Below are 26,286 nucleotides of genomic sequence, written 5' to 3'. Positions count from 1 at the left end.
TGGAGGGTCCATCAGTGTTGCTGATGGGTCAGGCGGGCGGCCAGGGCGGCAGCCGCGCCGGAACCCGTACCGGTCAGGGCGCCGGGCGAGAGCAGCTCCGTACGGTGCACCAGGCGCGGCGCGGCCAGTGGTACGGCCACCCCCGCGCCGGCCGATTCCGCCACCCGGCGCGGCAGCAGGGCCAGGCCGTGCCCGGCGGCGGCCAGGGCGCACAGCGCGTGCAGATCCGTACCGTCGTAGCGCAGGGCGGGGCGCGGCCCGGGCGAACCGGTGACCGCGCGTACGGCGGCCAGCGGGATCCCGGCCTCGGGGGCGTCCAGCCAGCGCGCGTCGGCGAGGTCGTCCAGCCGGACGGCGGTACGGGCGGCAAAGGGGTGGCCGGCCGGGAGCAGCACGGCGAGCTCCTCCTCGCCGAGGCCGGCGACGGCCAGCGGGGCCACGTCCGGCAGCCGCAGCGGATCGCTGGGGGCGGCGGGGCCGTCGACCAGGCCGAGATCGCAGCCGCCGGTGGCGACGGCGGCCGGTACGGCGGCGGGGGCCATCACCCGGAGGGTCACCCCGGTCGGGGGCAGTGCGGCGAGCAGCCGCGGCCCGACGGCGAGCGGCGAGGCGGCGACGGTCACCTCCTCCGGCGGCGCGGCGGCCAGCCGCAGCACATCGGCCCGCGCGGCATCCAGCCGGAGGAGGAGCGGCCCGGCGTGCTCCAGCAGCCGCGCCCCGGCGACCGTCGGCCCGACCGGGCGCCGGGTCAGCAACTCGGCGCGGAGGTCACCCTCCAGGGCGGCGATGTGCTGCGAGACGGCGGACTGGGTGTAGCCGAGCTCGCGGGCGGCGGCGGAGAAGGACCCGAGCCGCACGACGGCGACAAAGGTCCGGAGCAGATGCGGATCCATGGCCCCCAGCATGCCGTTCGCCGGCGCGCGCCTCCGCAGCCCACCGACCCGCGCCCACACCCCCCGCGGGCCAGCCGGCCCCGGCCGTGCCGCTCTGGCTACGCCGGCCCTGGCTGCGCCGCGTGTCGGGCTGCGCCGGTCCCGACTGCGCCGCGTATTCGGCTGTGGCGCGTGTCCGGCTGTGCCGTCGGGCGGCCCGAGCGGCCCGGGTACGTGTCTTCGGCCTTGCCGAGGGCGGTCCTGCGCCCGGACAAGGCCGGCCAGTCGGCCGGGTCCGCTTGGCTGTCGCCTTCGGCCCCGCGGCCGACCCACCTGTTCCGCCCCGTCCTGCCGGCCCGCCGCCCGGGCTGCGCCGTCTCCGCGGTCGTTCTGCCTCCCCGGCGCTCCGCCGTCGGGCGGCCCGGGCACGTGCCTCCGGCCCTGCCGGCGGTGGCCCTGCGCGCAGGCATATGCGGCCGGTCGGTCGGCCGGGTCTGCCTGGCTGTTGCCTTCGGCCCCCGCGAACGCCAGGCCTGATCCGTCCCGCCCTGTGGGCGCGTCGGCCCCGGCCCTGGCTGCGCCGCGTATTGGGCTGCGCCGTCGGGCGGCCCGGGCACGTGCCTCCGGCCCTGCCGGCGGTGGCCCTGCGCGCAGGCGTATGCGGCCGGTCGGCCGGCCGGGTCTGCCTGGCTGTTGCCTTCGGCCCCCGCGAACGCCACGCCTGATCCGTCCCGCCCTGTGGGCGCGTCGGCCCCGGCCCTGGCTGCGCCGCGTATTGGGCTGCGCCGTCGGGCGGCCCGGGCACGTGCCTCCGGCCCTGCCGGCGGTGGCCCTGCGCGCAGGCATATGCGGCCGGTCGGCCGGGTCGGCCCGGTTGTCGCCTTCGGCCCCCCATACGTCCCGCGTACCCGCCCCGCCCTGTGGGCGGGTCGGCCCCCGCTCCGCCGTCGGGCGGCCCGGTCGGCGTCTTCGGCCGTGCGAGCGTCCCGCGTGTCCCGCCCCCGGGACGAAAAATCCCGGGCCCGGCCCACCCCGGTGGGTAAGGATGCCGGCATGGTCCACGACGACTCCGCACCCGCGCCCTTCACCGCCGCCGACTACGCAGCCCGTATGGCCGCAGCCGCCCAGGCCGCCGCCGCGGCCGGGCTTGACGGGTTGCTCATTGCGCCCGGGCCCGACCTCGTCCATCTCACCGGGTACCGGCCGGTCGACACCGAGCGGCTCACCGTGCTCGTGCTCGCCGCCGGGCAGCAGCCGACGCTCGTCGTGCCCGCGCTCGAGGCGCCCGACGCCGCCGCGGCGGCCGGGGCCGGGGCCCTGGCGCTGCGGGAGTGGACCGACGGGAAGAACCCGTACGAGGTCACCGCCCCGCTGCTCGACGCCCATGGCCGCTTCGGGGTGAGCGACAACACCTGGGCCCTCCATCTCCTCGGCCTCCGCCGGGAGTTGCCCGAGACGACCCATGTCGCCCTGACCGAAGCCCTGCCCCTGCTGCGGGCCGTCAAGGACGCCCGGGAACTGGAGCGGCTGGCCGCGGCGGGCGCGGCGGCGGATGCCGCGTACGGGGAGATCCTCGGCGTACGCTTCGCCGGCCGCCGGGAGACGGAGGTGGCCGCCGATCTCGCCGCCCTGCTGCGTGCCCACGGCCATGCGCAGGTGGACTTCACCGTGGTCGGCTCCGGCCCCAACGGGGCCAACCCGCACCATGAGGCGGGCGACCGGGTCATCGAGCGCGGCGACACGGTCGTCCTCGACTTCGGCGGGCTCAAGCACGGCTACGGCTCGGACATCTCCCGCACCGTGCACGTCGGCGGCGAGCCGACCGCCGAGGAACAGCGGGTGCACGACCTCGTACGCGAGGCCCAGCAGGCCGCGTTCGAGGCGGTGCGGCCCGGCGCGACCTGCCAGGACGTGGACCGGGTGGCCCGCGCGGTGATCACGGACGGCGGGTACGGGGACCGCTTCATCCACCGCACCGGGCACGGCATCGGGGTGACCACGCACGAGCCGCCCTACCTGGTGGAGGGCGAGGAGCAGCCGCTGCTGCCCGGCATGTGCTTCTCGATCGAGCCTGGGATCTACCTCCCGGGCCGCTTCGGCGTGCGGATCGAGGACATCGTCACCGTCACGGGGGAGGGGACCGGCCGGCGCCTCAACCATGCGCCGCGGGAGCTTGCCCTCGTCGACTGAGTCGAGCGGAGCCGACCGGCGTCCGCTGCGGAACGGCTGGAAATCATCGCCGCGCCGGGCAACCGAATCGGCGCAATCGGTGGTCTGGAGGGCGAGGGGGTGTGCGGCGGCCCGGGGGCACAGGGGACTCCCGGGCCGCCGCTCACCGACCACATCCGTGCACCCGCGCCCCCCGCCCCCGCACCCCGCGCAGTCCACACCCCCGCCCCGCCCCGGCCCCCGCTACGGCCCCAGGACCACCGCCGATGCGCCCGGCAGGTGGATCCGGCCGTCCGGGCCCGGGTGATCCACCGGCTTCCAGGCGGCCAGCACCCGGACCCCGTTCCGGCCCAGCGCGATGGTCACCGGGTCCGCCGACAGGTTCACCGCCACCCGGACGTCCCCGCGCCGGAAGCTCAGCCAGCGGCGCTCCTCGTCGAAGGCGACCCGCACCGCGCCCAGGTCCGGGTCCCGCAGGTCCGGCTGGGTGCGGCGCAGTGCGATCAGCGTGCGGTACCAGGCCAGCAGCCGTTCGTGTTCCGGGCGGTCCGGCTCGGACCAGTCCAGGCAGGACCGCTCGCGGGTGGCCGCGTCCTGCGGGTCCGGGACCTCCTCCGCCACCCACCCGTGTGCGGCGAACTCCCGCCGCCGGCCCGCCCGTACGGCCTCTGCCAGCGCAGGATCCGGATGGTCGGTGAAGTACTGCCAGGGCGTCCGCGCACCCCACTCCTCACCCATGAACAGCATCGGTACGAACGGCCCGGTGAGCACCAGCGCCGCGGCGCAGGCCAGCAGTCCGGGCGGCAGGCTGCCGGAAAGCCGGTCGCCCAGCGCCCGGTTGCCGATCTGGTCGTGGGTCTGGGCGTACCCCAGGAAGCGGTGCGCCGGCGTGCGGCGCCGGTCGACCGGGCGGCCGTGGGTGCGGCCCCGGAAGGAGGACCAGGTGCCGTCGTGGAAGAACACCCGGGTCATGGTCTTGGCGAGGGCGGCCAGCGGCGTCTGTGCGAAGTCGGCGTAGTAGCCCTGGGATTCGCCGGTCAGCGCACAGTGCAGGGCATGGTGGAAGTCGTCGTTCCACTGGGCGTGCAGGCCGAGTCCGCCGACCCCGTCGGCGCCACCCGTCCCAGCCTGGCTCCGCGGGGTGGTGGTCCGCGGGTCGCACCGGTCGGACTCGGCGATCAGGAACAGCGGGCGGCCGGTCTCCGCGGCCAGCTCGTCCACCGCCTGCGACAGCTCCTCCAGGAAGGTCAGCGCCCGGTCGTCGGCCAGCGCATGCACCGCGTCCAGGCGGAGGCCGTCGATCCGGTAGTCCCGCAGCCAGGCCAGGGCGCTGCCGATGAGGTACGCCCGGACCTCGTCGGAGCCGGCCGCGTCCAGGTTGACCGCCGCACCCCACGGGGTGCGGTGCGTGTCCGTGAAATAGGGCCCGAAGGCCGGGAGGTGGTTGCCCGAGGGGCCGAGGTGGTTGTGGACCACGTCCAGCACCACCCCCAGCCCGTGCCCGTGCGCCGCGGCCACGAACCGGGCCAGCCCGGCCGGGCCGCCGTACGGCTCGTGGACCGCCCACGGCGCCACCCCGTCGTACCCCCAGCCGTGCCGGCCGGGGAACGGGCAGACCGGCATCAGCTCCACATGCGTGACGCCCAGCGAGACCAGGTGGCCGAGGCGGTCGGCTGCCGCGTCGAAGGTGCCTTCCGGGGTGAACGTGCCGATGTGCAGCTCGTACAGGACCGCGTCCTGGAGCCGGACCCGGGGCGGCGGCTCGGACGCCGCAGCCGGCCAGGCAGCGGCGGGGTCGGCCACCGCGGAGAGGCCGTCCGGGCCGTCCGGCAGCCGCCGGCCGCGCGGATCGGGGCGGACGACGGGATCGTCGTCGAGCAGGAACCCGTACCGGTCCCCGTCCCCGGCCGGGGCATCGGCCCGCCACCAGCCGGCCCGCTTCGGATCCGTGTCGCGCTCCATCGGGTACACGACCTCGTTGAGCTGCATGTCCACGCGCGCCGCAGCATGCGGCGCCCACACCTCGAACTGCACGGACGGTCTCCTCGTCGTGGGCGGCGTCGGCGGGGCCGGCGGTGACCGGCATTCACAGCCCATCATCCCGGGCCGGGCGGGGCAGTTCTGGACACTCCGGCCCCGACGGGCCGACAATCACCCTGTGACGTCGAGTTTTGAGTTTCCTGTGCACCCGGTGCCTCCCGTGCATCCTGCGCTGCGGCTCTCCGACGCCGATCGCGACCGGGTGCTCGTCCAGCTCCGGGAGGGCGCGGCGGAGGGCAAGCTGTCGCACGACACCTTCATGCGCCGGATGGAACTCGCGCTGGTGGCCCGGCGGTCCGAGGACCTGGCGGTGCTCACCGCCGACCTCGCGGCCCGGCCCGGCGAGGTCGCCGTACCGTACCGCCCGTACGGCGACCGGAGTCCGCACGGCGAGCACGGCTCCTGGACCGGGCGGCTGTTCGGCTGGGTGGGGCGGCTCTCGGCGGTGGGCGTCGGCGTCCGCCGCGCCTGGCACGCGGAGCGGCTGCCGAAGCTGCTGCTGCCGATGGCGGGCGGCGAGACCCTGAAGATCGGCCGGGACCCCGGCAACGGCCTGCGGCTCAGCCATGAGACGGTCTCCCGCAGTCATGCCGAGCTGAGCCTGCGGGACGGCCTGTGGGTGCTGCGGGACCTGGGCTCGACCAACGGTACGACCGTCAACGGGCGACGGGTCCTCGGCTCCGCGGTGGTCCGCGCCGGCGACCAGGTCGCCTTCGGCCGCATGGCGTTCCGCCTGGCCGCTTCGTAGCGCGGTCGCGCGGGGCGGACCCCCGGCCGGGGGAGCGGCCGGCCGGGGCGCGCAGGATGGGTACATGACCCAGCAGCCGCCGAACTATCAGCCCCAGTCCCGGTCCCGGTCCCGGTCCCAGCCTCAGTCCCCGTCCTTGGTGCGCCGCGCCCGGCCTCAGGACCTGGAACGGCTTGTCGAGCTCATCCACGAGCACGTCGCCTACGAGAAGTCCGCCCCGCGCCCGCCCGGCCTCGCGGACCGGCTCGGGCCGCAGCTCTTCGGACCCGAGTCCGGGGCCGAATCCGGGACCGGGGCCGCAACCGGGGCCGAGTCCGGGCGGCCCGGGCTGTGGGTGCTGGTCGCCGAGGACCCGGACGGCGAGGTGGCCGGATATGCGGCCTGCTCCGCCGAGTTCTCGTTCTGGGACGCCCGGCATTACCTGCACATGGACTGCCTCTACCTGGCCGACGGCGCCCGCGGCCACGGCCTCGGCGCGGCCCTGATGGACGCCGTGACGGAACTCGCCCGCGAGCTCGGCATGGACGAGGTCCAGTGGCAGACCCCCGAATGGAACGAGGGTGCGATCCGCTTCTACGACCGGCTGGGCGCGGCCGGTAAGCCCAAGCGCCGCTACAGCCTGGACCTGGACCTGGACCTCACCCCCGACCGGTGAGCCGCTCGTACGCCGCCAGGACCGTCCGCGACTGGTGTTCCACCTGCGTGGCCACCGGGATCCAGCGGGCCCCGAAGCGGTCCGCGAACTCCTCGCACCAGGCGGCCACCAGCCGGTCCAGGGAAGGGGCCGCCGGATGGCCGGCCGCGCGCAGGATGCGCAGCAGCATGGCCGCCGCGCGCAGCGCCAGCCGGCGGCTGAAGGCGTCCATGCTCCCGAGGTGGGCGGCGGTCGCCTCGGCGGGGGCGTCCGGGCCGCCCCATTGCGCGGTGATCCGCGGGATCAGTGCGAGCGTCCAGTCCACCGACCGCAGCAGCGGTGCGACGAGTTCGGGGTCGTCCGCGGGGAGTTCCGCGCGGGTCGCGTCGAGGATCCCGGCCACCCGGCCGGCGTCCCGGTCCAGCCGGCCGGCCAGGGCGCGCAGCACCCGGGGCGGATCCGGGTGCGGAGCCGGATCGTCCACCAGATCGCTGGCCCACATGGGGACTTCGACGATCGCGGTGGTGCCCTCGTACCGGTGTGCGTGGTACCAGGTGCTCAGCCGGGTGTCCTCCGGGTGGAACACCCCGGTGGCCTCGGTGCCCGGCTCCGGCATCACGAAGATGCCGGGCCCGGGGGAAGGCCAGCCGGCCGCGTCCGAGGCACCGGTCTCCACCGGAATGCGGAGCTCCGCCGCTGATTTGGCGAACGGCTCGGCCAGCCCGGGTATGTCCCGGGTCAGCTGCACCCAGCTGCCGCCCAGGTCGGTGCAGTGCAGGGACACCTGCAACAGCGGTCTCAGCTCGTCGATGAGCGCGGTCAGGGCCAGCGTTTCCGGCGGCAGCCGGTCCGGGGGCAGTAAGGACGGTGCCCACTCGGGCTGTTCGGGGCCGGGCGGCCGGTAGAAGTTCCGGTGGTAGTCCAGCAGCGAGTACGGGCGCGGTGTGCGGTGCAGGGCCGCGCCGTCCGGGTCGGCACAGAGCAGGAAGTGCCAGTCGCAGCCGGTCCGCGGCCCCGGGTCGCGGATGATCCGGCGGGCCACGGCCAGCGCGGTGGGTCCGCCGACGGGTTCGTTGGCGTGCGCTCCGGCGACGACCAGCACCCCGGGCCGCCCGGCATCGCCATCGTGGTGGCCGCGGCCGACCGACAGCAGCCACAGCGGCCGGCCGGCCCGGGAGGTACCGGCCCGGCGGAGCCGGACCAGACCGGGGTGCTGGTCGGCCAGGGCTCTTGCGGCCAGGGAGAGTTCGTGCGGGGTGGGGTAGCACATGTCACGGGTGAGGGTCACCGATGTGAGATGCCCGTCACACGCTCTGTGTATCCGGGGTCGAACGGCGGTCCGAGCGCCGGTCCGACCGCCGGTCCGACCGCATGTGGAGTCCGGGTCCGGTGGGACTCCGGGGGGCCGTGTCCCGACGTACGACGGGCCGGGTGGCTCATTCCCGGACGAGGACCGCGACCGGGGAGCCGGAGCCCGCGCCGAGCAGCACGGACAGCGCGACCGTGCCTTCGTACGCGCCCGCGTACGTACCTTCGTGCGTACGTTCGTACGGGGCGTCGGCCCGGGGGAGTACGGAGGTCCAGCGGCCCGGCGGCAGCGGCAGGGCCGTGTCCCGCCAGCCGCCCGCCTCCGCGAGCCGAAGCGCGAGCCGGGTCACGGCCACCAGCAGCCCGTCCGCCCGGGTGAAGGCGAGGCAGTGCTCCGCCGCCGGACCGGCTGCGGCCAGCGGGGCGTACCCGCGGAACAGGCCGGGGCGGGCCCGCCGCAGCCGCAGCAGCGCGGCCGTCAGGGCCAGCTTCTCCTCCGACAGCCCGGCGGGCGCCGACCCGGCGTCGAGCCGGTCCAGGGCCTCCCGGTGGAAGCGGGCCGGGCGGCGGTTGTCGGGGTCCACCAGGGCGCGGTACTCCGCCTCGCCGCCCTGGTACACCTCGGGCACCCCGGGCATGGCCAGTTGGAGGGCGGTGGCCCCGAGGGTGTTGGCCCGTACGGCCGGTGCCAGGCCGGCGAGTGCGCCGCCGCCCGTCCCGGGGACGGCACAGCGGTCGGCGTAGTCCGGGACGGTCTCCTCGTACGCCGGGTCGGGGTCGGTCCAACTGGTCCGCAGCGCGGCCTCCTTGGCCGCCTTCAGCAGGGCCGCGGCCAGCCGCTCCGGCCCGTCGGGGACCGCCCCGAGCCCCAGAGCGCTCTGGGCGGCGACCCAGGCGAGCTGGGGGTCGCCCGGCCCCCGCCCGGCCGGGCCGGGGCCGGGGAGCGGCAGGGCGTCCGGCCGCTCCGAGAGCGCGGCGATCCGCGCCCGGACGTCGGCGCTGCGTTTGGTGTCGTGCGTGGAGAGGACGGTGCCGGAGGCGGGCCAGTCCCGTTCCAGGTGGGTGCAGTACGCGTGGAACTCGGCCGGGGTGACGGCCGGCCGGCCCGGGTCCCCGCCGACCTCGGTGGCCGAGAGCAGCGGGGCGTACCGGTAGAAGGCGCGGTCTTCAAGGGACTTGGCGCGCAGCGCGGCCGAGGTCTGGGCGAACCGGGCGGCGAAGGCCGGTGAGGCGCGGAGCAGCGCCCGGACCCGGTCGACGGCCTCGTCCCCGGCGGTCTCCCGGGCCCGCGCCACCGCCTCCGGCGCGAGCCCGTCGCCCCCGGGGTACGGCCGGTAGACCGGATACCCCACCAACAACGCAGCCACGGCCCCACCCACCCCGGCCGCCGCCCCCGGCGCGGCCCCACCCGCGGGGTGCGCCCCCGCAGCCCCCGGCCCGGCCGGTCCGGGGGGCATGCCGCCGGCCGCCGAGGCCTCGGCCGCCAGGCGTAGGACCGCGGCCAGTTCCGGGGCCAGGTCTTCGGTCAGGACCGAGGCCGCGGAGCGGGCGGCCACCGTCGGCCAGTCGGGTGAGCCGGTGGCCGCGCGGTACCGCGCGGCCAGCGCGTCCGCGCCCGCCGGGTCCACGAACACGCCGTCCACCCGGTGCAGCGCGTCGTACCCCGTGGTCCCCGCCACCGGCCAGGTGCCCGGCAGCCGCTCCTCCCGGGCGAGGATCTTCTCCACCACCACCCAGCAGCCCTCGCCCACCGCCCCCCGCAGCCGCCGCAGATAGCCCTCGGGGTCGGCCAGTCCGTCCACATGGTCGATCCGCAGGCCGGCCAGCACCCCGTCCCGGACCAGTTCCAGCACCTTCGCATGGGTGGCCGCGAACACCTCCGGCTCCTCCACCCGGACCCCGATCAGCTCCGAAATCGTGAAGAACCGGCGGTAGTTGAGCGATGTGCGGCCCTCTCGCCACCAGGCCGGCCGGTACCACTGCGCGGCCAGCAGCTCCGGCAGCGCGAGCCCCGCCGTGCCGGCCCGCAGCGGGAACTCGTGGTCCTCGTACCGCAGCAGCCCTTCCGCCACCTGCACCCGCACCCGCGCCGGGTCCGGCGGCCCGCCCAGCACCGGCAGCAGCAGCTGCCCGCCGCCCGCCGCCCAGTCGATGTCGAACCAGCGGGCGTACGGCGACTCCGGCCCCTCCCTCAGCACCTCCCACAGCGGGCGGTTGAGCCGCAGCGGGGACGGCACCGCCATGTGGTTCGGGACGATGTCCAGCACCAGCCCCAGCCCGTGCCCGCGCGCGGTCCGGGCCAGCGCGCGCAGCCCGGGCTCGCCGCCGAGCTCCGCCCGCACCCGCCCGTGGTCCACCACGTCGTACCCGTGGGACGAGCCGGGCACCGCCTCGAGCACCGGGGACAGGTGCAGATGTGACACACCGAGCGAAGCGAGATACGGTACGGCCGCCTCCGCGTCACCGAAGGTAAAGCCGGGGTGCAGCTGGAGCCGGTAGGTGGAGGCAGGGGGCGTTCCGGGGGTTCCGGGGGTTCCCGGGGTTCCGGATGCCGGGCTCGCGGTGGCGTACTGCTGGGTCATGAGAACGTACGTACCCAGCAATGCCGATTCCGTGCCATTGCCCAGTGCATCCGGGTGACTCCATCCGGTTAGCGTGTGGCCGGTGGTTGGAACCGTCGACACCTATCGCAAAGTCATCGCCCTGACCGGGCCCCTTCTCCCGCTCGTCTCCTTCTTCGCCCGACTCCCCGTCGCCATGGCCCAGTTCGGGAGCGTGCTGCTGGTCGCCGAGACCAGCGGCTCCCTGGCCACCGCCGGAGTCGTGGGCGGCACGCTGTCCGCCGGACAGGTGGTCTGCGGCCCCGTACTGGGCCGGATCGCCGACCGGCGCGGGCAGCGCCCCGTGGTACTGACCGCCGCCGCGGTGAACGCCCTGGCCACCGGCGCCCTGGTGGCCGGCGCGCTCGGAGGGCTGGACACCGTCCCGCTCGCCCTGATCGGCGCCGTCGCCGGCGCCTCCGTCCCGCTCATCGGGCCCCTCGCCCGGACCCGCTCCGTGGCCCTCGCCCACCGCGCCAAGGCCGACGAGGGGGTGGTCGGTGCCGTGCACTCGCTCGAAGGCACCCTCGACGAGGTCTCGTTCGTGATCGGCCCGGCCCTGGTCGGGCTGGCCGCGCTGCTCGCCCACCCCGCCGTCGCCCTCGGCGGCGCCGCCGCCCTCGTCGCGGTCTTCGCGATCGCCTACGCACTGCACCCGACCGCCGCCGTCACGGCCGGGTCGCCGGCGCCCGCCAAGACCACCGGCGGGCGCCGCACCAGGCCGCCCGGCGTGGTGTACTCCGTCCGCGCCTCCCTCGCCCTGCAGGGCGCCATGTTCGGCGGCTGCCAGGCCGGAATCGCCGCGCTCACCGCCGAGTTGGGGGCACCCGGCCAGGCCGGGATCGTGTACGCCGCCATGGGCGTGGTCAGTGCCGCCGTCGGCCTCGCCCTCGGTGCACTGCCGGCCCGCTTCGGCCTCCGGCTGCGCTGGCGGGTGGCCACCGCAGCCGCCCTGCTGCTCTCCGTGCCGCTGCTGTTCACCGGCAGCCTGTGGAGCCTCTACGCCGTGGTGACCGTCCTCGGGGCCGCCTACGCCCCGCACCTGATCACCGCGTTCTCGCTGACCGAACGGCATGTGGAGCCGGCCCGGCTGGCCGAGGCGATGGCCTTCGCGGCCAGCTCCCTGGTGGCCGGCCAGGCCCTCGCGCTCGCCCTCTCCGGCCGGCTTGCCGAGTGGTACGGGCCCTCTGGCGCCTTCGCGGTGGCCGTCGGCGCTGCCGCGCTCAGCCTGGCCCTGGCCCTGCTGACCCGGGTTCCGGCCGCCCGCACCCACACCGTGACCGCCTTCATCCCGGCCCAGCAGACCGCCTCGCTCGACACGTCGCCCGGCACCGCATCGCCCGACACGTCGCCCGGCACGTCGGCCGACACCACCCACAGCTACGCCGGCCGCTGAAGCACCACCAGGCTCCGTCCCGTCAGCGCCACCCGGTCGCCGGCCGCGAACTGCGGTCCGGCGCCGGGTGGCATCACCTCCGCCCGGGCCGTGTCGACCACCATCCGCCACTGGGCGCCGTGCCCCGCCGGGAGGGTGAACTCCTGCGGGTCCGCACTGGTGTTGAACATCAGCAGGAACGAGTCGTCGGTGATCCGCTCGCCGCGGACCCCGGGCTCGGAGATCGCCTCCCCGTTGAGGAACACGGTCAGCCCGCGGGTGTTCTGCGCCTGCCAGTCCCGGGCGCGCATCTCCTCGCCGTACGGGGTGAACCACGCGATGTCCGACAGCTCGTCGTGGGCGCCCTCCACCGGGCGTCCGTGGAAGAACCGGCGGCGCCGGAACACCGGGTGGTTGCGGCGCAGCCACACCATCTGCCGGGTGAACTCCAGCAGCGGGGGCGGCGGTTTGCCGAGGTCCGGCCAGTCCACCCAGGACAGCTCGTTGTCCTGGCAGTACGCGTTGTTGTTGCCGTTCTGGGTGCGGGCGAACTCGTCGCCGTGGCTGAGCATCGGCACCCCCTGGGACAGCATCAGGGTGGCCGTGAAATTGCGCATCTGGCGCTCCCGCAGCTCCAGGATCTCCGGATCGCCGGTCGGTCCCTCCGCCCCGCAGTTCCAGGACCGGTTGTGGCTCTCCCCGTCCCGGTTGCCCTCCCGGTTCGCCTCGTTGTGCTTCTCGTTGTACGAGACCAGGTCGTGCAGGGTGAAACCGTCGTGGCAGGTGGTGAAGTTGATGGAGGCCAGCGGGCGCCGGCCGTCGTCCTGGTAGAGGTCCGAGGAGCCCGTCAGCCGGCCCGCGAAATCGGCGAGCGTGCGCGGCTGGCCGCGCCACAGGTCCCGTACCGTGTCCCGGTACTTGCCGTTCCACTCGGTCCACAGCGGCGGGAAGTTGCCCACCTGGTAGCCGCCCTCGCCCAGGTCCCAGGGTTCCGCGATCAGCTTCACCTGGCTCACCACCGGATCCTGCTGCACCAGGTCGAAGAACGAGGACAGCCGGTCCACCTCGTGGAACTGCCGGGCCAGGGTGGCCGCCAGGTCGAAGCGGAAGCCGTCCACATGCATCTCGGTGACCCAGTACCGCAGCGAGTCCATGATCAGCTGGAGCACGTGCGGGGACCGCATCAGCAGTGAGTTCCCGGTGCCGGTGGTGTCCGTGTAGTAGCGCGGGTCCTCCGCGAGCCGGTAGTACGAGGCGTTGTCCAGGCCCCGGAAGGACAGCGTGGGACCCAGGTGGTTGCCCTCCGCGGTGTGGTTGTAGACCACGTCCAGGATCACCTCGATCCCCGCCTCGTGCAGGGCCCGGACCGCCGACTTGAACTCCAGCACCTGCTGGCCGCGGTCCCCGGAGGCATAGCCGTTGTGCGGGGCGAAGAACCCGATGGTGTTGTAGCCCCAGTAGTTGCTCAGCCCGTCGTCCACCAGCCGGTGGTCGTTGACGAACTGGTGTACCGGCATCAGCTCCAGTGCCGTCACCCCGAGCTTCGTCAGATGCCCGATGACCGCCGGATGGGCGAGCGCCCCGTACGTGCCGCGCAGTTCCTCCGGAAGGTCGGGGTGGCGCATCGTCAGTCCCTTGACGTGCGCCTCGTACAGCACGGTGTGGTGGTACTCGTGCCGCGGCGGCCGGTCGTTGGCCCAGTCGAAGTACGGGTTCACCACCACCGAGCTCATCGTGCGCGGGGCGGAGTCCAGATTGTTGCGGGAGTCGGGGCGGCCGAAGTGGTAGCCGTACACCTCCTCGCCCCAGGTGACGGACCCGCTGATGGCCCGCGCGTATGGGTCCAGCAGCAGCTTGGCCGCATTGCAGCGGTGCCCGCGCTCGGGCTCGTACGGGCCGTGCACCCGGAAGCCGTACCGCTGACCGGGCATGATGCCGGGCAGGTAGGCGTGCCGGACGAAGGCGTCCGTCTCCCGCAGCTCCACCGCGGTCTCCGAACCGTCCTCGTGCAACAGGCACAGCTCGATGCGCCTGGCGGCCTCGGAGTAGACCGCGAAATTGGTGCCGGCGCCGTCGTACGTCGCGCCGAGGGGATACGCCTGCCCGGGCCAGACCTGCATAGATGCGACTCTTCCACTCCTGATCAGGCGTCCGTTGGTCTCCGCCAGATCTTCCCCGAAAGGGGGGCTCCGCGGGGGGACTTGCGCAGGTCCTACCGGGTGACCCCGTCTACCCGATATGCGGGTCAGCCCACTGTCCGGGAATCCGATGATGAGTCAACAGGCCTGCGCCGTCAGGGCCATCCGGCTGCACCGGGCCGGGTGCGCGGAGTACCCTTCCTTGATCACTGGAGGGGTAGCGGAAGGGCGGGTGCGCGGGTGAGCTCGGGAGGTCTGGAGCTGCCCCCTGGTGACGGCGGTCACGAGGGCGGCGCCGCGGAGGCCGGGGCGGTCTCCCTGGCAGGACCGGAGGCGCCCGGCGGAGTCTCCCGTACCGGCGCCGAGCTGGACTGGGGCGCCGACGCCTGGAGCGAGGTCCGCACCCGGGCCCAGCGGGCCGGCCGTGCGTACATCTGGCTGAACCTGATCGAGCAGCGGCTGCGGGCCGTGGTGGGCGCGGTGCTGCGGCCGATCTACGAGCCGGTGCACGGCGAGGACGACTGGGTGGTCGCGGCGGCCGGACCGGCCGGCCAGGAGTGGGTGCAGCGCGCGGTCGCGGTCCGCGAGGTCAGCCGCCGCAAGGGCTACCTTCTGGACCCGGCCGACGACAACGTTCTCTCCTTCCTGACCCTCCCGCAGCTGCGCGAGCTGATGGTCCAGCACTGGCCCTGCTTCGAGCCGTACTTCGACGACCGGCGCGACATCGAACTCGCCCTGGACGAGCTGGAGGTCACCCGCAACGTGGTCTCCCGCAACCGCGCCCTCTCGCAGGCGGTACTGAGCCAGGCGGAGCGGGCCTCGGCCCGGCTGCTGGAGGTGCTGGGCGGCGGCGCCGGCAGCCCCTCCGCGGACCGGCTGCCCATCGACGCCGTCGAGGACCTGGTCGGCGACCGGTACGCGGACGTCATCTCGGTCCACCCCGACCGGGTCCGGCTCCAGCGCCAGCTGCCCGCCGAAGACCTGTTCGGGGGCGCGCGACGGCTGGACGCCATCGGCATAGGACTGAACCTGCTCGTCCAGAACTACTCGGGGCGAAGACTCGTCCGGCTGGTGGAGGCGGGCTGCCGGGTCCGGCTGCTGTTCCTGAACCCGGCGAGCAGCGCGGTCAAGCGGCGCGAGCGGGAGCTGGGCCTGCGCAAGGGCGAGCTGAGCCGCTCGGTGGAGATGAACATCCTGCACGTCCGCCGGGTCCGGGCGGGCCTGCGCGACCCCTCGGGCTTCTCCATCCACGTCTTCGACGAGACCCCGCGGTTCACCGCCTACCTGGTGGAGGGCGAGAACTCGGGGATCGCGGTGGTCCAGTCGTACCTGCGCCGGGCCCGCGGCATGGAGGCGCCGGTGCTGGTGCTGCGGGGCGGCGGGCGGGGCGTGCCCCGGGATGCCGACCACGGGCTGTTCACGACCTACCGGGAGGAATTCGAGTCGGTGTGGGAGGATTCCCGGCCGGTGTCCTGAGTGTCAGTGCGCCGTGGCAGGCTGAAAGCCGTTGCCGCAGAGGTAGCGGCAGCGGCAGCAGTGGCGGCAATGCCATGCACAGGTACACGGGGGAGGGGCGCCATGGGGGAGTGGCACGGGGGAACGCTGATCGGGTTCGACCTGGAGACGACCGGCACGGAACCGGGGGAGTCGCGGATCGTCACGGCGGCACTGGTGGAGGTGGCCGGCGGAGTGGTCGGCGAGCGGCGCGGCTGGCTGGCCGATCCGGGCATACCGATTCCCGAGCAGGCCTCGGCGATCCACGGGATCAGCACGGAGCGGGCGGCCCGCGAGGGCCGGCCGGCCCGGGAGGTCGCGGACGAGGTGGCCTCGGCGCTGGCCGGACTGTGGCGGCGCGGCGCGGTGGTGGTGGCGTACAACGCGGCCTTTTATCCCCTCACGCCAGGTGCGTCTCAGGTGTCTCATGCCGAGGCGCGGCGCCGGCCGACAGCCCACGCGGGAATGAGGGCCGCGTGATGAGCTGGATCAGTGGGCCGTTGGTGGCCTTCGACCTGGAGACCACGGGCACCGACGTCGAGACCGACCGCATTGTGACGGCGGCGGTCGTGCGCCTGGATTCGGCCGGGGCCGTCTCGGCCGAGCGGACCTGGCTGCTGAATCCCGGGGTAGCCATACCCGAGCAGGCGTCGGCGATCCATGGCATCTCGACGGAGTATGCCCGCGAGCACGGGGTGCCGGCCGCTTCAGCCATTGAGGAGATCGCACAAGGCGTTGCTGAGGAGCTGCGCTCGGGGACACCTCTGGTGGTGATGAACGCACGCTACGACCTGTCGCTTCTGGACCGTGAGTGTCGGCGCTACGAGATCGAGTCGATCAGCGAGCGGCTGGGGAGCGTGCCTACGCCCGTCATCGACCCGCTGGTGATCGACAAGCACATCGACAAGTACCGGAAGGGCAAGAGGGCCCTCCACGCGTTGTGTGCTCACTACGGTGTGTCGCTCGATGACGCGCACAATGCGAGGGCCGATGCCGTGGCCGCCGCCCGCGTGGTGCGACGCATGGGTGAGAAGCACCAGCCAGTGGGCCTGATGCCATTGGCGGATCTGCATGACCTTCAGGTACGAGCAGCGGCTGAACAGTCGATGTCATTGCAGGCATACCTGCGGCGTACCGCGGATCCGGCGGCAGTCGTCGAGCCGGCCTGGCCGCTCATCCCCCGGAGGGGATGAGCGCGCCGGTCAGCGCTCTCCGGGGGCAAGCGCCTGTAGGTGGGAGAGAGTGATCCGGCGCCGTGAAAGGTCGACCTCCATGATCTTCACCGTGAGGGCGTCTCCGACCTGGACCACGTCCTCGGGCTGAACGACGTGTCCTTCGGCCAGCTCGGTGAGATGCACCAAGCCTTCGAGGCCGTCCTCTCTGTCTTCGATTCGGACGAAGGCGCCGAACGGTACGAGTTTGGTCACGATGCCGGTCACCGTCTGGCCGACTTGCTGTACAAACGGCGGCATCGGGTCCTCTTGCAATGCCTTCAGGGACAACGGCACACGCTCGCGCACCAGGTCGACGTCGAGGATCTCGGCCGAGATTTCCTGGCCGACAGTGACGATGTCAGAGGGGTGCTCGAAGCGGCGCCAGGACAGCTCGGGAATGTTGATCATCGCGGTGAAGCCGCCGATGTCCACAAAGGTCACACCGAAGCTGGCGATTTTGGTGACCGTGCCGGTGCAGATCTGCCCACGGTGGAGAGTCTTCAGAAAGGCCCAGTTCCGGTCACTCGGCGTCGGCTCGGTCCTCCATCGGGCGCGCAAGACGCCGTCGCTGTCGGGCAGGACCGCGGTGAACAGCGGGTGGCGTTCGTCGAGGGTCAAAGACAGGGCCGTGGCGGCACGGGCGCCTGCCACCCGGGCGGCCAGTTCCTTGTAGTCGGACTCGTCGACCACCGTGCTGGAGAGAGCCCCGTTCTCGTCCTCCCATACGAACTCCACCGGACCCTCGTCGGGAAGCGAGGCGAGGACCGCGTCGACATCAATGGACAGGTCAGGCCAGACGGTCAACTGGGCACGCGGGGTGAGTCGGGCGCGTACCGCATCGAGTGTGTCTTCGGTGAGGCGATGCCAGCGGAAGCATTGTGGAGGTAGCCCTCCTCCAATATCGCTGCCTGCCGCATAGCGATGGACCAGCGCAAACGGGCCCAGAAGTCCTCGTCGGCTGGCCGCTGCACGCCGGGCTCGTCGAAGTCCGCGTCGTAGGGCGAGGCCTCCAGCCGCTCCGGGAAGAGACCGAGAGCACGGGTGCGGGCAAAGGCACGCTCGCAAGGCTTGTCGCTACTGACGTAGACGTACCGGTCCCAACCGACCTGCACGTCGAACTCGTCCTCCACCGCCAGGCGGCACCAGGCACCGTTGCCGCGGAGCATGACCCTGACCAGCTCCAGGCCGAGGGAGACGGGCACCTCTGCACCGTCGTGGAACCCGCTGAGGTCGGGTGGGAAGAGCCCGGCAAGGCCGTGGCCGTCGACCGCCGGCTCCAGGCCGAAGTGGGCAAGGCCGGAGATCCCCGGCTCGCGAATGAACAGGTGGTCGATGCCGGTGTCCTCGGCGAAGGCGGCAATTGCTTCCAGATAGGCAGCCTCGACCGGTCCGTGGTCGCTGGTCGAGCCCTCAGCGCCGATATAGCTGCCGTGCTCGTCGCGGTCGGCAGGGTCGTACTTGGTGATCCGGTAGACGAAAGACGGCACGTTGCTCCCCGTGGTTGTTGACGATGCTCGCTCAGCAGTCGATCTCGTGATCGGGAGCGTAGGGCGGGTTGGGCCGGCGCATCGCCGCCTTGAGGATGGCCAGTGGGATCACCTTCTGCAAGCGGGATACCGTGCCGCTCAGTCGTATCGATCAGCGGCGATCGATGCGAGTGACGCGATCGCTTCGCTCAGCTGCCTTGGAGAGACGCTGGTTCTCCAGTGTGAGGAGCTGAACCTGCTGTGCGAGGACGTTGATCGAGGAGCGCAGCTCCCGGACCTCGCGCGCATGCTCTTGGCGGAGTCGGCGCTCCGCACCCTTCAGGGCCTGGACCTCCTGTCGGAGGGACGCTGAGGGCGTGGCTGCTTCTTCTCGATCGGCTACGAGGTTTCGGAATTCTGCCAGAACATGAGGGTAGCGGTAGGCGCTGGCTCTGCTGACGCCGGCTTCAACGGCGAGTGAGGCGACGGTCAGGGAACCGTCGCTACGGGTGGGCTCTCCTCGGAGTAGGCGTTCAGAGGCCGCTCGGAGGGCTGTTTCGGGTGGGTCAGTCGTTGGCACGGTCGATACCCTCGATCACGTTGGTGACGTCGTTGAGGTGCCCTCGCAGAGCCGTTCGCTGGAGATCGGAGAGGCCGACGAAGGCCAGCGCGCGCTCGGTATCTCCGCGTGCCGCTTCCCACCCGCTGCGATGCCGGGTCGTGATGGTCGAGTTGCCGCAGCGATCGGGGCGGCAGCTGTTGAGCAGAGGTCGGTCCTCGCCGCTCGGCGTACGGCACAAAGCGGTCTCGGGCTGGTAGTAGCAGTCGTTGAGCGTTCCGATGTGCAGGGTGCGTGCGGAGGCCTTGAGCATGGAGTGCAGGCGCCGCTCATCGACGACCCTGCCTGGGAAATCTTGGAGCTCTTGCTGCACCCGTGCGAACTCGTTGTCCGTCCGGGGCCCGCCTGGGGAGGCCGAGCGTACGCCTGCCTTGAAATCCTCGTAGCGCTCCACGACGTCGGCCAAGCGGGCCAGGGCTTCCTCAGCAGCCACCTCCGCGCGAAAGCCAGAAGAGGAAGTACCCGCGTACCCCTCGAACATGCCCACGGAGAGATGCTTGTACTGAATCATCCCGGCCACGGTGCCGAACGGGCGGTGTGCGATGTGCCAGGCCACGGTCCTGCGGAACTGGCGGGTCGTAAGGTTCCACGGTTCTCCATCGACATCGGGCACCGGAAATCCGATGTCGGCGCAGTGAGCCAGGAACTCGTTGAGGTTGTCATTCATGCGGTTGGCAGAGATCGTCGAGTGCGGTCGTCCTGTTACTGGGCGGCAGAACAGCAGGTCACGGTGGGGCAGGCGTTGCAGGACGTCGATGGCTTGCGCGACGGGCTCGATGACGACCCAGCTTTCCGGTGCGCCTCGCCCACCCTTGATGAGTTGGGAGCGCACCTTGTGCCGGACGACGACACCGTCTGCGCTCCGCTCGGTGAAGTGGCAGCCGTCCCGGAGTTCTTTGACTTCGGAGTCGCGCATGCCGGAGAGGTAGGCGATGAGGATGTAGCAGGCGGCCCGCAGGAGCCGTTCCTCATGGGAAACGGCGGGAGGGCTGAACCTGTCCCGCCACGGCCGCCCGGTCTGCGGATGTGGAGTGATGGGTGTGTCCATGCCGCCGGGCTCGGGCCCGAGCCGCTCCAGTGCGCTCACGATGTGGTTGGCGTAGGAGCCGCTGGCGACCCCTCGTCCTGCTCCCGACTTGCGCATGATGTACGTGTAGGCGGGTGAACCGGCCAGGTGAGGTTGGAGACCGGCACCGTCCAGCACCGGGACACCTCGCCCGTCGGCTGCGAGGCCGTCGAGGTAGCGGTCCAGGCGGGCGAGTGACTGCCCGCGGATCTCATGGACGTTGGCTTGCAGTTCCATCAGCTCCGCACGTGCGTCGATGATGTCTGATGCCGCGGTGCGGACGTAGAACAGGGCCGCTTGCACCAGCGGGGCGATGACCTGGGGCGGGATTCGGGGCGTTTGGTTTTCGTGCTTGCTGACGACCGGGCCGCCGATGATGCGTGTGAGGGGGCGGCCGTTCCAGGGATTGGTCGCCAGTGCGTCCGTCGGCATGGCCTCTGCCGCGAGGTGGAGGCGTGGGATGACCTGGAGACGGTGACGCATGCCGCTGTGCATCAGTTCCTCGGCCCGGCAGTGAACCAGGTAGGAATCGAGAACCGGCTGCGTCACGGCGTCCAGGCGAAGCCCGTCGTGTTCGGAGTCGAGGAATCGGAGGAAACACCGCAGGTTCCACCATTCAGCCGACACTGTCGAGATGGACGGAAGGGGACCGCGAACGGGGCGGGTGTTGAGTCTCCAGAACAGGAACTCGCGCGCCGCCTCGCGCCGTGTGACATCGCTGAGTGACTCGAAGTCGATGAAGAACTCGCTTGCGTAGCGGTTTCCGGCATGCCCGGCGACCGCGAGATTCCAGACGCGGTCTCCGAATCGCGGCATGAGGGATGGATCAGCGGTGAGGGGGCGTCCGGACAGTACGGCTGTCGCGTCGGAAGGACGGCTGGCGGCGACACCGCGTGGAAGAGGCTGTGCGGGCATCAGTGGCCTCCCAACAAGTTGTGGGGAAGAAAGAGCAGGCGTTCGGAAGACTCGGCGATTGCCCTGGCGTCAAGCACGTCACGCTGGCTGAACCTCGGGATGATCAATTGCAGAATCTGCTGGTGAGCGTTGCCGAACCGCGCTTCCCACTCCGCTGCGGGTGTCTTGGCCCGTTCGGTCTCGATGTGGTTGAGGAAGGCCAGGATTGCTGGGAGTTTCCTTCGGGTGATGACCGCATTACTGCACCCCAGGCAGGCGAAGAAGGAGACAGGGCAGGGCTTGCCTTTGACTCCGAAAGGCGAGTCGAAGAAGCTGCGGCAGGACGACAGCCACAGGTCGGATTCGCCGGATAGGAGTGGCGGTAGTTGCTCGGCCGGGATCCCAAGCAACTCAACTGCATCCGCCGGCTGTTGAGTGAGGCGCTCTTCCTCTTCCGGCGTCAGGATCGCGGGAGTCTGGGCGTCAGTGAGTGCGTCCTGCAGGCCGTCCGCCACGGCCTGTTCGTGGAGAGCGCGCAGTGAGGGGATGTCTGCGTAGTGCGCCGCGGCGACGTCCGGCGAATGGCCCTGCACGAACGCCGACATCCTGCCGCCGGTCACCTTGTAGACAGCGGCCTTGTGTGTCTTCCGAAGTCGCGACAGTCGCAGGTCGAAGGGTTTCCCGGCATCCGTGAGCCGGTGTGTCGAGACGAAGCTCCGAGCCGCACTCGACGCAGCTCCAGCGCTGAGTCCGGCGGACAGGATCCCATCCTTCGTTCTGAACTGCCAAAGCGCCGGCGAGTCGGTGGCCTCTCTGACAGGCGCTGTGAGCCGCAAGGCCAGCCGAAGCAGCCCGCCGGGTGAGTTGGAGGAACCGTCCCGGACCCTGATCGTGTTCCATTCCTGGCCGTGCCGTCGTCGCTTGAGGTATTCGACCTGCACATAGCCCCGGTTGGGATTCTTCAAGCAGTCGGCGGTCAGCTCTCTGGCCGCTTCCACCTCCATGCCGCTTTCGAGACAGAACAGCAGGAGCAGAGCGAACACGTCGCGGCTGGTCGGGTACACCAAGGGTGCAAGACGGCCGGGAGTGTGCGCATTGGCCAGCGCCGTGCCGACAAGATCGGCCAACTGTGTCCGTGTGAAGGTCCCGTGGGTCCGGGAGATTTCCCACAACACATTCGGGTCGGAGTCCCAGCCTGCGATCCGCGGGTCCTGCCCCCGTGCCAGGAGCGCTGGCCCGTCCAGCGTCAGGCGTCGGACCGCGTTATCGACATCGGAACGTGCGGCAGTGCGTAGCTGCTCGACGAGGTGCGGCGAGTAGGCGTCGCGAGGGGTATAGGAGCCTACCGGGCCAGTGGATGTGTAGGAGAGCCTCCGGAGTATCGAGGGGGATAGTCCTTGGTCCTTCTCGCCGAGTCGGCGCAAGATCCACACGACGTCAGCGATACGCGCGTAGGGCGTCCGGGAGAATGCTGGATGGCCCTCCCGGAGGTGGCTCTCGAATCCGTCGAGGTGGTGCGGAAGGAGGTCGCTGACGCGGATGTTCATCGCTTCCGTGGAGTCGAGCCACCGCACCCACAGCAGGCACGAGCGCGCGCGATTGCGGAGCGTATGTGGTGAACCAGTTCCCTGCCCCACGTCGCACGAAGCCGCCAACTCGGCTCCCAGAGCCCCCAGCAGCCGCTGCTGCGGCTCCCGGGTCCAGTCCACGACGGCCGTCCGGTTGTCCGGGAAAGTGACCTCGAACCTCAGAAGTCCGAGCGTGGCCGGAGCCGGGTCGACGAACTGGGGTGAGGGTGCGTTCAATCGTGCCTTCCGCCGCCCCCGGCCTACCACGGGTTCGCTCCCGGCGCCTGAGTAGAGGAGTTGTCGATTTCATGCGACACGTGATGTGCCGTGTCCACGACCGCGGACGTCCAGGCATCCACCGCGCCGTCGATCAGAGCCTGGGCCTGGTCGATACAGCCGAGGTAGATGTACGTCGTGGTGATCGAGGAATGCCCCAAGAGGCGGCGAAGGTGATCGAGCGGGTCGCCGATGATGCGTCGGTACACGCCGTCGCTCATCTCGCCCTTCTCCACCGAGCCGATCTGTTCCTGGATCAACGCAGACAGCAGATGCACGGCGAAGGTGTGCCTGAGCACGTGCGGTGTGGCGTCGACGTCGATCCCGCACGTACGGCATCTCTCCGAGGCCCGCACGAAGACCGACTCCCAGGCAGACAGAGACACAGGCCGCCCCTCCTGGCCCAGCCAGACGCACGCCGGGCCGAGGGCACGGCCCTGATCGTCAACGAGGTACAGACGGGATCGGAGTGCCGGTGGCAAACGCGACCAGGGCACCCTTCGGAGCTTGCCGTCTTTCATGGGTACCCGCACACCTCGCCGGTCGGCTTGACTCCCCACCACTGCGCCGGCCGGCAGCGGACAGCCGCGGGCACGCCAGCGGTCCAGCATTAGGGAGCGCTCGATCTCCACGTAGTCGGCCACGGCGCGCAGGACTCGATGGGGCAAGAGGATCTTGCGTCCCTTGTCCCGCTTGGCTGTCGGCGGCGCCAGGTCGAACGGCACGCTCTTCGCGTTCCTCTGGCTGTCCAGGGCCGGGAGTTCCGGCCAGCAGAGCGAGGCGGCCTCCTCGATGCGCAGGCCGGTGGTTACCAGCAGCTCGGCCATGACGACGTTTCGCTCCGCATTGCGGCCTCGGAAGCTCGAATCGGCGGTGCCCGTCCGCAGTTGGCCCCGTAGGCCGATGTCGCGGAAGGCCGCGTAGCGGGGAACGGAGAGGAACTTCACGTTCCCGCGTTTGGCGGCTTTCTCTGCCGCGCGGTTGTTGCGGACGCGCACCTGCTGCCCGGAGCCAGTGCGCCGCGAGCCCTCGTAGTGCTTGAACGGCGTCCGCTCGACCAGGGCCTCGTCCACCGCCCATGTGTAGAACTTGTCCAAGGCAGCGACGCCCCGGTTCCAGGTCGAGGCCGAGACGACCTGCGTCGGGTCGGGAGAAACACGCCGGGCTCGGTGGAAGGCGGTGACGTCGTCACGGTCGGCGTGCCACAGGGTCTTGCCGCGGTGTTCCTGGAGGAACCGTCCCCAGGTCAGCAGGTCCAGAGCGTAGGCACGCCAGGAATGTGCCGACCTCACCCCGAGGGTCGGCAAGGACCACAGGAATCGGTTGAGTTGGATGTCGTAGCTGCCGTCATCGCTGAGGATGAACGGTGCACCGGCATGTAATCCGTGCCGTGCGAGCGCCTTCGTCGCGTCGCTTACCCCGGCGGCTTCCAGCGCATCCGGGTCGGTGAAGAAGATCTCCATCTGATCGCACCCCCTGACCCATCAACGACGTGGGGGATCGTGAGACACGGTCGTGCGTGGATAAGGCCTTCGACCTGACCCTGCTCGCGGCGGAGCTCGCTCGGTACGGCCTGCCCTCGCTGGCCGACCGGCTCGGCGGGGTGGCGACCGGGCCGGTGGTGGACCCGCTGACCATCGACCGGGCCGTCGACCGCTACCGGCGCGGCAAGCGCACCCTGGAGGCGGTCTGCGGGGTGTACGGCGTGCGGCTGGAGGCCGCCCACGACGCGGGCGCGGATGCGCTGGCCGCGGTGCAGGTGGCCCGGGCGATAGCGGCCCGCCACCCCGGGGTGGCGGCGCTCACCCCGGCGGACCTGCACGCGGAACAGATCCGCTGGCACGCCCGCTGGGCCCGGGACTTCCAGTCCTACCTCCGCCGCCAGGGCACCCCGGACGCGGTGATCGACACTGCCTGGCCACTGCGCGGCCTGGCGGCGGCGGGGGCGGGCGCGGGGGCCTGAGGAGGGCGGGGGTCTGAGGAGGGCGGGGGGCGGCCGGGCTCAGCCGGCCAGTACGCCGGTGATGCTGGTCAGCGGCACGGTTTTCTGGGCGGGCGGGAGTTTCACCTCGACCGGAGTGCCGAGGTCGGTGAAGGTCAGGGTGTTGGTGACCCCACCGGACCCGGGCATGCTCAGGCTGAGCCGGGCCTGGACCAGACGGCCCTGCGGGTCCACCCAGACATCGGCCAGGGCGGGGGGCTCGCCGCCCATGGACCGGGTGACCTTGGCCCACTTGTCCCGGGTCTCCTGGGTCAGCCGCAGGACGACGGCCTGGCTGCTCAGTCGGCCGCTGTAGCGCACGGTGTCGACACCGCCGATCTTCTCCTCGCCGGCCCGGGAGACCTGCTCCAGCGTGGAGACCTGCTGCAGGAGGTGCTCCGGGTCGTTCACGGGGGCGCGGAGCGCGTAGTGGGCCTCGGCCTTGTCCCGGCGGATGGCCCCCCAGCTGTCCTTGTCGAGGCCGGTGGGGCCGCTCACGTAGACCCTGCCGTCGTCGAAGACCTCGTCCATGTGGCTGATCGCGCCGCCGGGGAAATCGACGGAGAGCTGTCCCCGGTCCCGGGCCATGTCGAAGACGCCGGTGATGGTCAGGACGAAGGTCCGCTTGCTGTCGCCGAGTTCTATCTTCTGGTTGATCCGGGCGCTGGTGGCGCCCGTCGCAGCCACGGCCGCGCGGACGGCGGCGGCGGGGTCGGGCGCCGGGGCGGGCTTCTCCTTCTCCTTCTCCTTCTCCTTCTCCTTTTCCTTCTGCTGCTGTGACTGCGAGGGGGCGGACTTCGGGTCCGGCTCGGGGGTGTCGGTGAGACAGCCGGAGACCGACAGCATCAGCAGGCAGACGGCGCCAACGGGCAGGGCGGAACGACGCATGAACGTTTCTCCGTGAGGGTGTGGGCAGGAAGGGTGGCGCAGCGGCCGTGACGGGCCGACGGGGTCAGAACGAGTGCCAGCGGACCTCGGTGGCGCCGTCCCGGAGGGAGGCGATGCGGCGGCGGAACTCTGCGAGGGCCTTGGGGTTGGCGGGCGCGTGCTGCGCGATCCAGGCGCAGCTGGCCGTCTCGCGGGCGCCGCGCAGGACCACGCAGCCCTCCCAGTCGCGGACGTCCCAGCCGTACGCGGCCACGAAGGCCTCGTACGCCTCGGCGGGGAGCCCGTAGCGGTCCCGGGAGAGGTCCATCACCACCAGGTCGTGCTCCCGCAGGTCCGTTGAGAAGGTCTCCAGGTCCACCAGGACCGGGCCCTCCGGCCCCACATGGACATTGCGCGGCAGCGCGTCGCCGTGGACCGGCCCCGGCGGCAGGTGCGGCACCAGTGCCGCCGCTTCGGCCGCGAACGAGTCGCGCCTGGCGCGCAGGTACGCCGCATCCGCCGGGTCGATGGCCTCGCCGGCCAGCCGGAGCCAGCGCTCCACCCCGCCCAGCAGGTCCCGGCCGGGGAGCGGGAACGGCGGTGGCGCGAGGGCGTGTACCCGGCGCAGCAGCTCCGCCAGATCGGCCGGCCCGGCCGGGCGGACCGGGTCCGGGAGCCGGTGCCAGAGGGTGACCGGGTGCCCGTCGGCGGACCGGGGCTCCGGTTCGGCGGCGCGCACCGCGGGGACCCCGGCCCCGGCGAGCCAGTCGGCGACCGCCAACTCCCGTTCGGCGCGCGGCAGCAGCTCCGCCGAGCGGCCCACCTTCGCGACCAGCTTGTCGCCGACGGCGAACACGGCGTTCTCGCCGAGCGCGAGCAGCTCCGCCCGCTCCATGACCCCGGAGCGCCTCAGCAGCTCCCTGGCCTGTCCCTCGTCCATCCCGTGCGCTCCGCTTT

Annotated in this window: 18 protein-coding genes and 2 pseudogenes; 8 read left to right on the top strand and 12 right to left on the bottom strand. The window is 72.0% G+C overall.

Translation table 11 applies throughout. The features are described from left to right. Positions 1-11 precede the first annotated feature (11 nt). A complete protein-coding gene (locus DEJ50_RS06920; protein WP_150206706.1) occupies positions 12-893 on the bottom strand; it encodes a LysR family transcriptional regulator in 882 nt (293 codons plus the stop codon). A 1,032-nt stretch (positions 894-1,925) separates the two neighbouring features. Between DEJ50_RS06920 and DEJ50_RS06915 the strand changes: the two genes are divergently transcribed. Continuing rightward, on the top strand, positions 1,926-3,062 hold the full coding sequence (locus tag DEJ50_RS06915) for an aminopeptidase P family protein (protein WP_150206705.1): 1,137 nt from the start codon (positions 1,926-1,928) through the stop codon (positions 3,060-3,062). A gap of 222 nt (positions 3,063-3,284) precedes the next feature. On the opposite strand, the gene treZ is transcribed toward DEJ50_RS06915, so the two are convergent. After that, positions 3,285-5,075 carry a malto-oligosyltrehalose trehalohydrolase gene (gene treZ / locus DEJ50_RS06910; protein ID WP_150206704.1) on the bottom strand — a complete coding sequence of 597 codons (1,791 nt, stop codon included), beginning with the start codon at positions 5,073-5,075 and terminating at the stop codon, positions 3,285-3,287. Between the two features lie 124 nt (positions 5,076-5,199). On the opposite strand from treZ, the gene DEJ50_RS06905 reads away from it, so the two are divergent. After that, the gene (locus tag DEJ50_RS06905; RefSeq protein WP_411757582.1) at positions 5,200-5,829 is read left to right on the top strand and encodes an FHA domain-containing protein; all 630 of its coding nucleotides are present in this window, start codon (positions 5,200-5,202) and stop codon (positions 5,827-5,829) included. A gap of 64 nt (positions 5,830-5,893) precedes the next feature. Further along, positions 5,894-6,484, top strand: a complete 591-nt coding sequence (locus DEJ50_RS06900) for a GNAT family N-acetyltransferase (protein WP_150206702.1) — start codon at positions 5,894-5,896, stop codon at positions 6,482-6,484. Here the strand turns inward: DEJ50_RS06900 and DEJ50_RS06895 are convergent. Both DEJ50_RS06895 and treY read right to left on the bottom strand, forming a co-directional pair. Next, positions 6,468-7,751: a M14 family zinc carboxypeptidase gene (locus DEJ50_RS06895; protein ID WP_150206701.1), complete on the bottom strand. Its 1,284-nt coding sequence runs from the start codon at positions 7,749-7,751 to the stop codon at positions 6,468-6,470. The genes DEJ50_RS06900 and DEJ50_RS06895 overlap by 17 nt on opposite strands. 148 nt (positions 7,752-7,899) lie before the next feature. Continuing rightward, positions 7,900-10,353 (bottom strand): malto-oligosyltrehalose synthase, encoded by a 2,454-nt coding sequence (gene treY / locus DEJ50_RS06890; protein ID WP_150206700.1) that lies wholly within the window; start codon positions 10,351-10,353, stop codon positions 7,900-7,902. Between the two features lie 82 nt (positions 10,354-10,435). On the opposite strand from treY, the gene DEJ50_RS06885 reads away from it, so the two are divergent. Further along, positions 10,436-11,767, top strand: coding sequence for an MFS transporter (locus tag DEJ50_RS06885; protein WP_150206699.1), 1,332 nt, complete (start codon positions 10,436-10,438; stop codon positions 11,765-11,767). Here DEJ50_RS06885 and glgX read toward each other — a convergent pair. After that, the gene (gene glgX / locus DEJ50_RS06880) at positions 11,752-13,866 is read right to left on the bottom strand and encodes a glycogen debranching protein GlgX (protein WP_150206698.1); all 2,115 of its coding nucleotides are present in this window, start codon (positions 13,864-13,866) and stop codon (positions 11,752-11,754) included. The genes DEJ50_RS06885 and glgX overlap by 16 nt on opposite strands. 258 nt (positions 13,867-14,124) lie before the next feature. On the opposite strand from glgX, the gene DEJ50_RS06875 reads away from it, so the two are divergent. The 3 genes and pseudogenes from DEJ50_RS06875 to DEJ50_RS06865 all read left to right on the top strand — a co-directional run bounded on the left by DEJ50_RS06875 (position 14,125) and on the right by DEJ50_RS06865 (position 16,571). Continuing rightward, a complete protein-coding gene (locus tag DEJ50_RS06875) occupies positions 14,125-15,360 on the top strand; it encodes an SAV2148 family HEPN domain-containing protein (protein WP_150206697.1) in 1,236 nt (411 codons plus the stop codon). 102 nt (positions 15,361-15,462) lie between these two features. Next, a pseudogene (locus DEJ50_RS06870) lies at positions 15,463-15,771 on the top strand (exonuclease domain-containing protein); the annotation flags it as partial. 86 nt (positions 15,772-15,857) lie between these two features. Then, positions 15,858-16,571: a 3'-5' exonuclease gene (locus DEJ50_RS06865; protein ID WP_150211961.1), complete on the top strand. Its 714-nt coding sequence runs from the start codon at positions 15,858-15,860 to the stop codon at positions 16,569-16,571. Positions 16,572-16,580: 9 nt separating this feature from the next. Here the strand turns inward: DEJ50_RS06865 and DEJ50_RS34495 are convergent, their stop codons facing one another. The 5 genes from DEJ50_RS34495 to DEJ50_RS06840 all read right to left on the bottom strand — a co-directional run bounded on the left by DEJ50_RS34495 (position 16,581) and on the right by DEJ50_RS06840 (position 23,944). Continuing rightward, the gene (locus DEJ50_RS34495) at positions 16,581-17,396 is read right to left on the bottom strand and encodes a S1 RNA-binding domain-containing protein (protein WP_223837635.1); all 816 of its coding nucleotides are present in this window, start codon (positions 17,394-17,396) and stop codon (positions 16,581-16,583) included. Beyond that, complete coding sequence (locus DEJ50_RS34490; protein ID WP_223837634.1) at positions 17,393-18,079, bottom strand: hypothetical protein; 687 nt, start codon at positions 18,077-18,079, stop codon at positions 17,393-17,395. Before DEJ50_RS34490 ends, DEJ50_RS34495 begins: the two co-directional genes overlap by 4 nt. A 545-nt stretch (positions 18,080-18,624) precedes the next feature. Further along, a complete protein-coding gene (locus tag DEJ50_RS06850) occupies positions 18,625-20,559 on the bottom strand; it encodes a hypothetical protein (RefSeq protein ID WP_150206695.1) in 1,935 nt (644 codons plus the stop codon). A 98-nt stretch (positions 20,560-20,657) separates the two neighbouring features. Then, entirely contained in the window at positions 20,658-22,184 is a 1,527-nt protein-coding gene (locus DEJ50_RS06845; RefSeq protein ID WP_150206694.1) for a hypothetical protein, read from the bottom strand. Positions 22,185-22,465: 281 nt separating this feature from the next. Beyond that, positions 22,466-23,944, bottom strand: a complete 1,479-nt coding sequence (locus DEJ50_RS06840) for a tyrosine-type recombinase/integrase (RefSeq protein ID WP_150206693.1) — start codon at positions 23,942-23,944, stop codon at positions 22,466-22,468. A 65-nt stretch (positions 23,945-24,009) separates the two neighbouring features. Here DEJ50_RS06840 and DEJ50_RS06835 point away from each other — a divergent pair. Continuing rightward, positions 24,010-24,444 (top strand): annotated as a pseudogene (locus DEJ50_RS06835) (3'-5' exonuclease); the annotation flags it as partial. Between the two features lie 39 nt (positions 24,445-24,483). Here DEJ50_RS06835 and DEJ50_RS06830 read toward each other — a convergent pair. Together DEJ50_RS06830 and DEJ50_RS06825 are read right to left on the bottom strand one after the other, a co-directional pair. After that, a complete protein-coding gene (locus DEJ50_RS06830; RefSeq protein ID WP_150206692.1) occupies positions 24,484-25,350 on the bottom strand; it encodes a hypothetical protein in 867 nt (288 codons plus the stop codon). 64 nt (positions 25,351-25,414) lie between these two features. Continuing rightward, positions 25,415-26,269, bottom strand: a complete 855-nt coding sequence (locus tag DEJ50_RS06825; RefSeq protein ID WP_150206691.1) for a phosphotransferase enzyme family protein — start codon at positions 26,267-26,269, stop codon at positions 25,415-25,417. Between the last annotated feature and the right edge of the window lie 17 nt (positions 26,270-26,286).

The organism is Streptomyces venezuelae (assembly GCF_008642295.1).
In the GTDB taxonomy this organism is placed as follows: domain Bacteria; phylum Actinomycetota; class Actinomycetes; order Streptomycetales; family Streptomycetaceae; genus Streptomyces; species Streptomyces venezuelae_C.
The sequence above is the reverse complement of the archived record's forward strand: the minus strand, read 5'-3'. Positions and strand labels throughout refer to the sequence as shown.

Excerpts from the sequence above, each read along its gene's own strand:
- DEJ50_RS06920 (WP_150206706.1), bottom strand. The coding sequence starts at position 893 with ATGGATCCGCATCTGCTCCGGACCTTTGTCGCCGTCGTGCGGCTCGGG.
- DEJ50_RS06915 (WP_150206705.1), top strand. The coding sequence starts at position 1,926 with ATGGTCCACGACGACTCCGCACCCGCGCCCTTCACCGCCGCCGACTAC.
- DEJ50_RS06900 (WP_150206702.1), top strand. The coding sequence starts at position 5,894 with ATGACCCAGCAGCCGCCGAACTATCAGCCCCAGTCCCGGTCCCGGTCC.
- treY (WP_150206700.1), bottom strand. The coding sequence starts at position 10,353 with ATGACCCAGCAGTACGCCACCGCGAGCCCGGCATCCGGAACCCCGGGA.
- glgX (WP_150206698.1), bottom strand. The coding sequence starts at position 13,866 with ATGCAGGTCTGGCCCGGGCAGGCGTATCCCCTCGGCGCGACGTACGAC.
- DEJ50_RS06865 (WP_150211961.1), top strand. The coding sequence starts at position 15,858 with ATGAGCTGGATCAGTGGGCCGTTGGTGGCCTTCGACCTGGAGACCACG.
- DEJ50_RS06850 (WP_150206695.1), bottom strand. The coding sequence starts at position 20,559 with ATGCCGCGATTCGGAGACCGCGTCTGGAATCTCGCGGTCGCCGGGCAT.
- DEJ50_RS06845 (WP_150206694.1), bottom strand. The coding sequence starts at position 22,184 with ATGAACATCCGCGTCAGCGACCTCCTTCCGCACCACCTCGACGGATTC.
- DEJ50_RS06840 (WP_150206693.1), bottom strand. The coding sequence starts at position 23,944 with ATGGAGATCTTCTTCACCGACCCGGATGCGCTGGAAGCCGCCGGGGTA.
- DEJ50_RS06830 (WP_150206692.1), bottom strand. The coding sequence starts at position 25,350 with ATGCGTCGTTCCGCCCTGCCCGTTGGCGCCGTCTGCCTGCTGATGCTG.
- DEJ50_RS06825 (WP_150206691.1), bottom strand. The coding sequence starts at position 26,269 with ATGGACGAGGGACAGGCCAGGGAGCTGCTGAGGCGCTCCGGGGTCATG.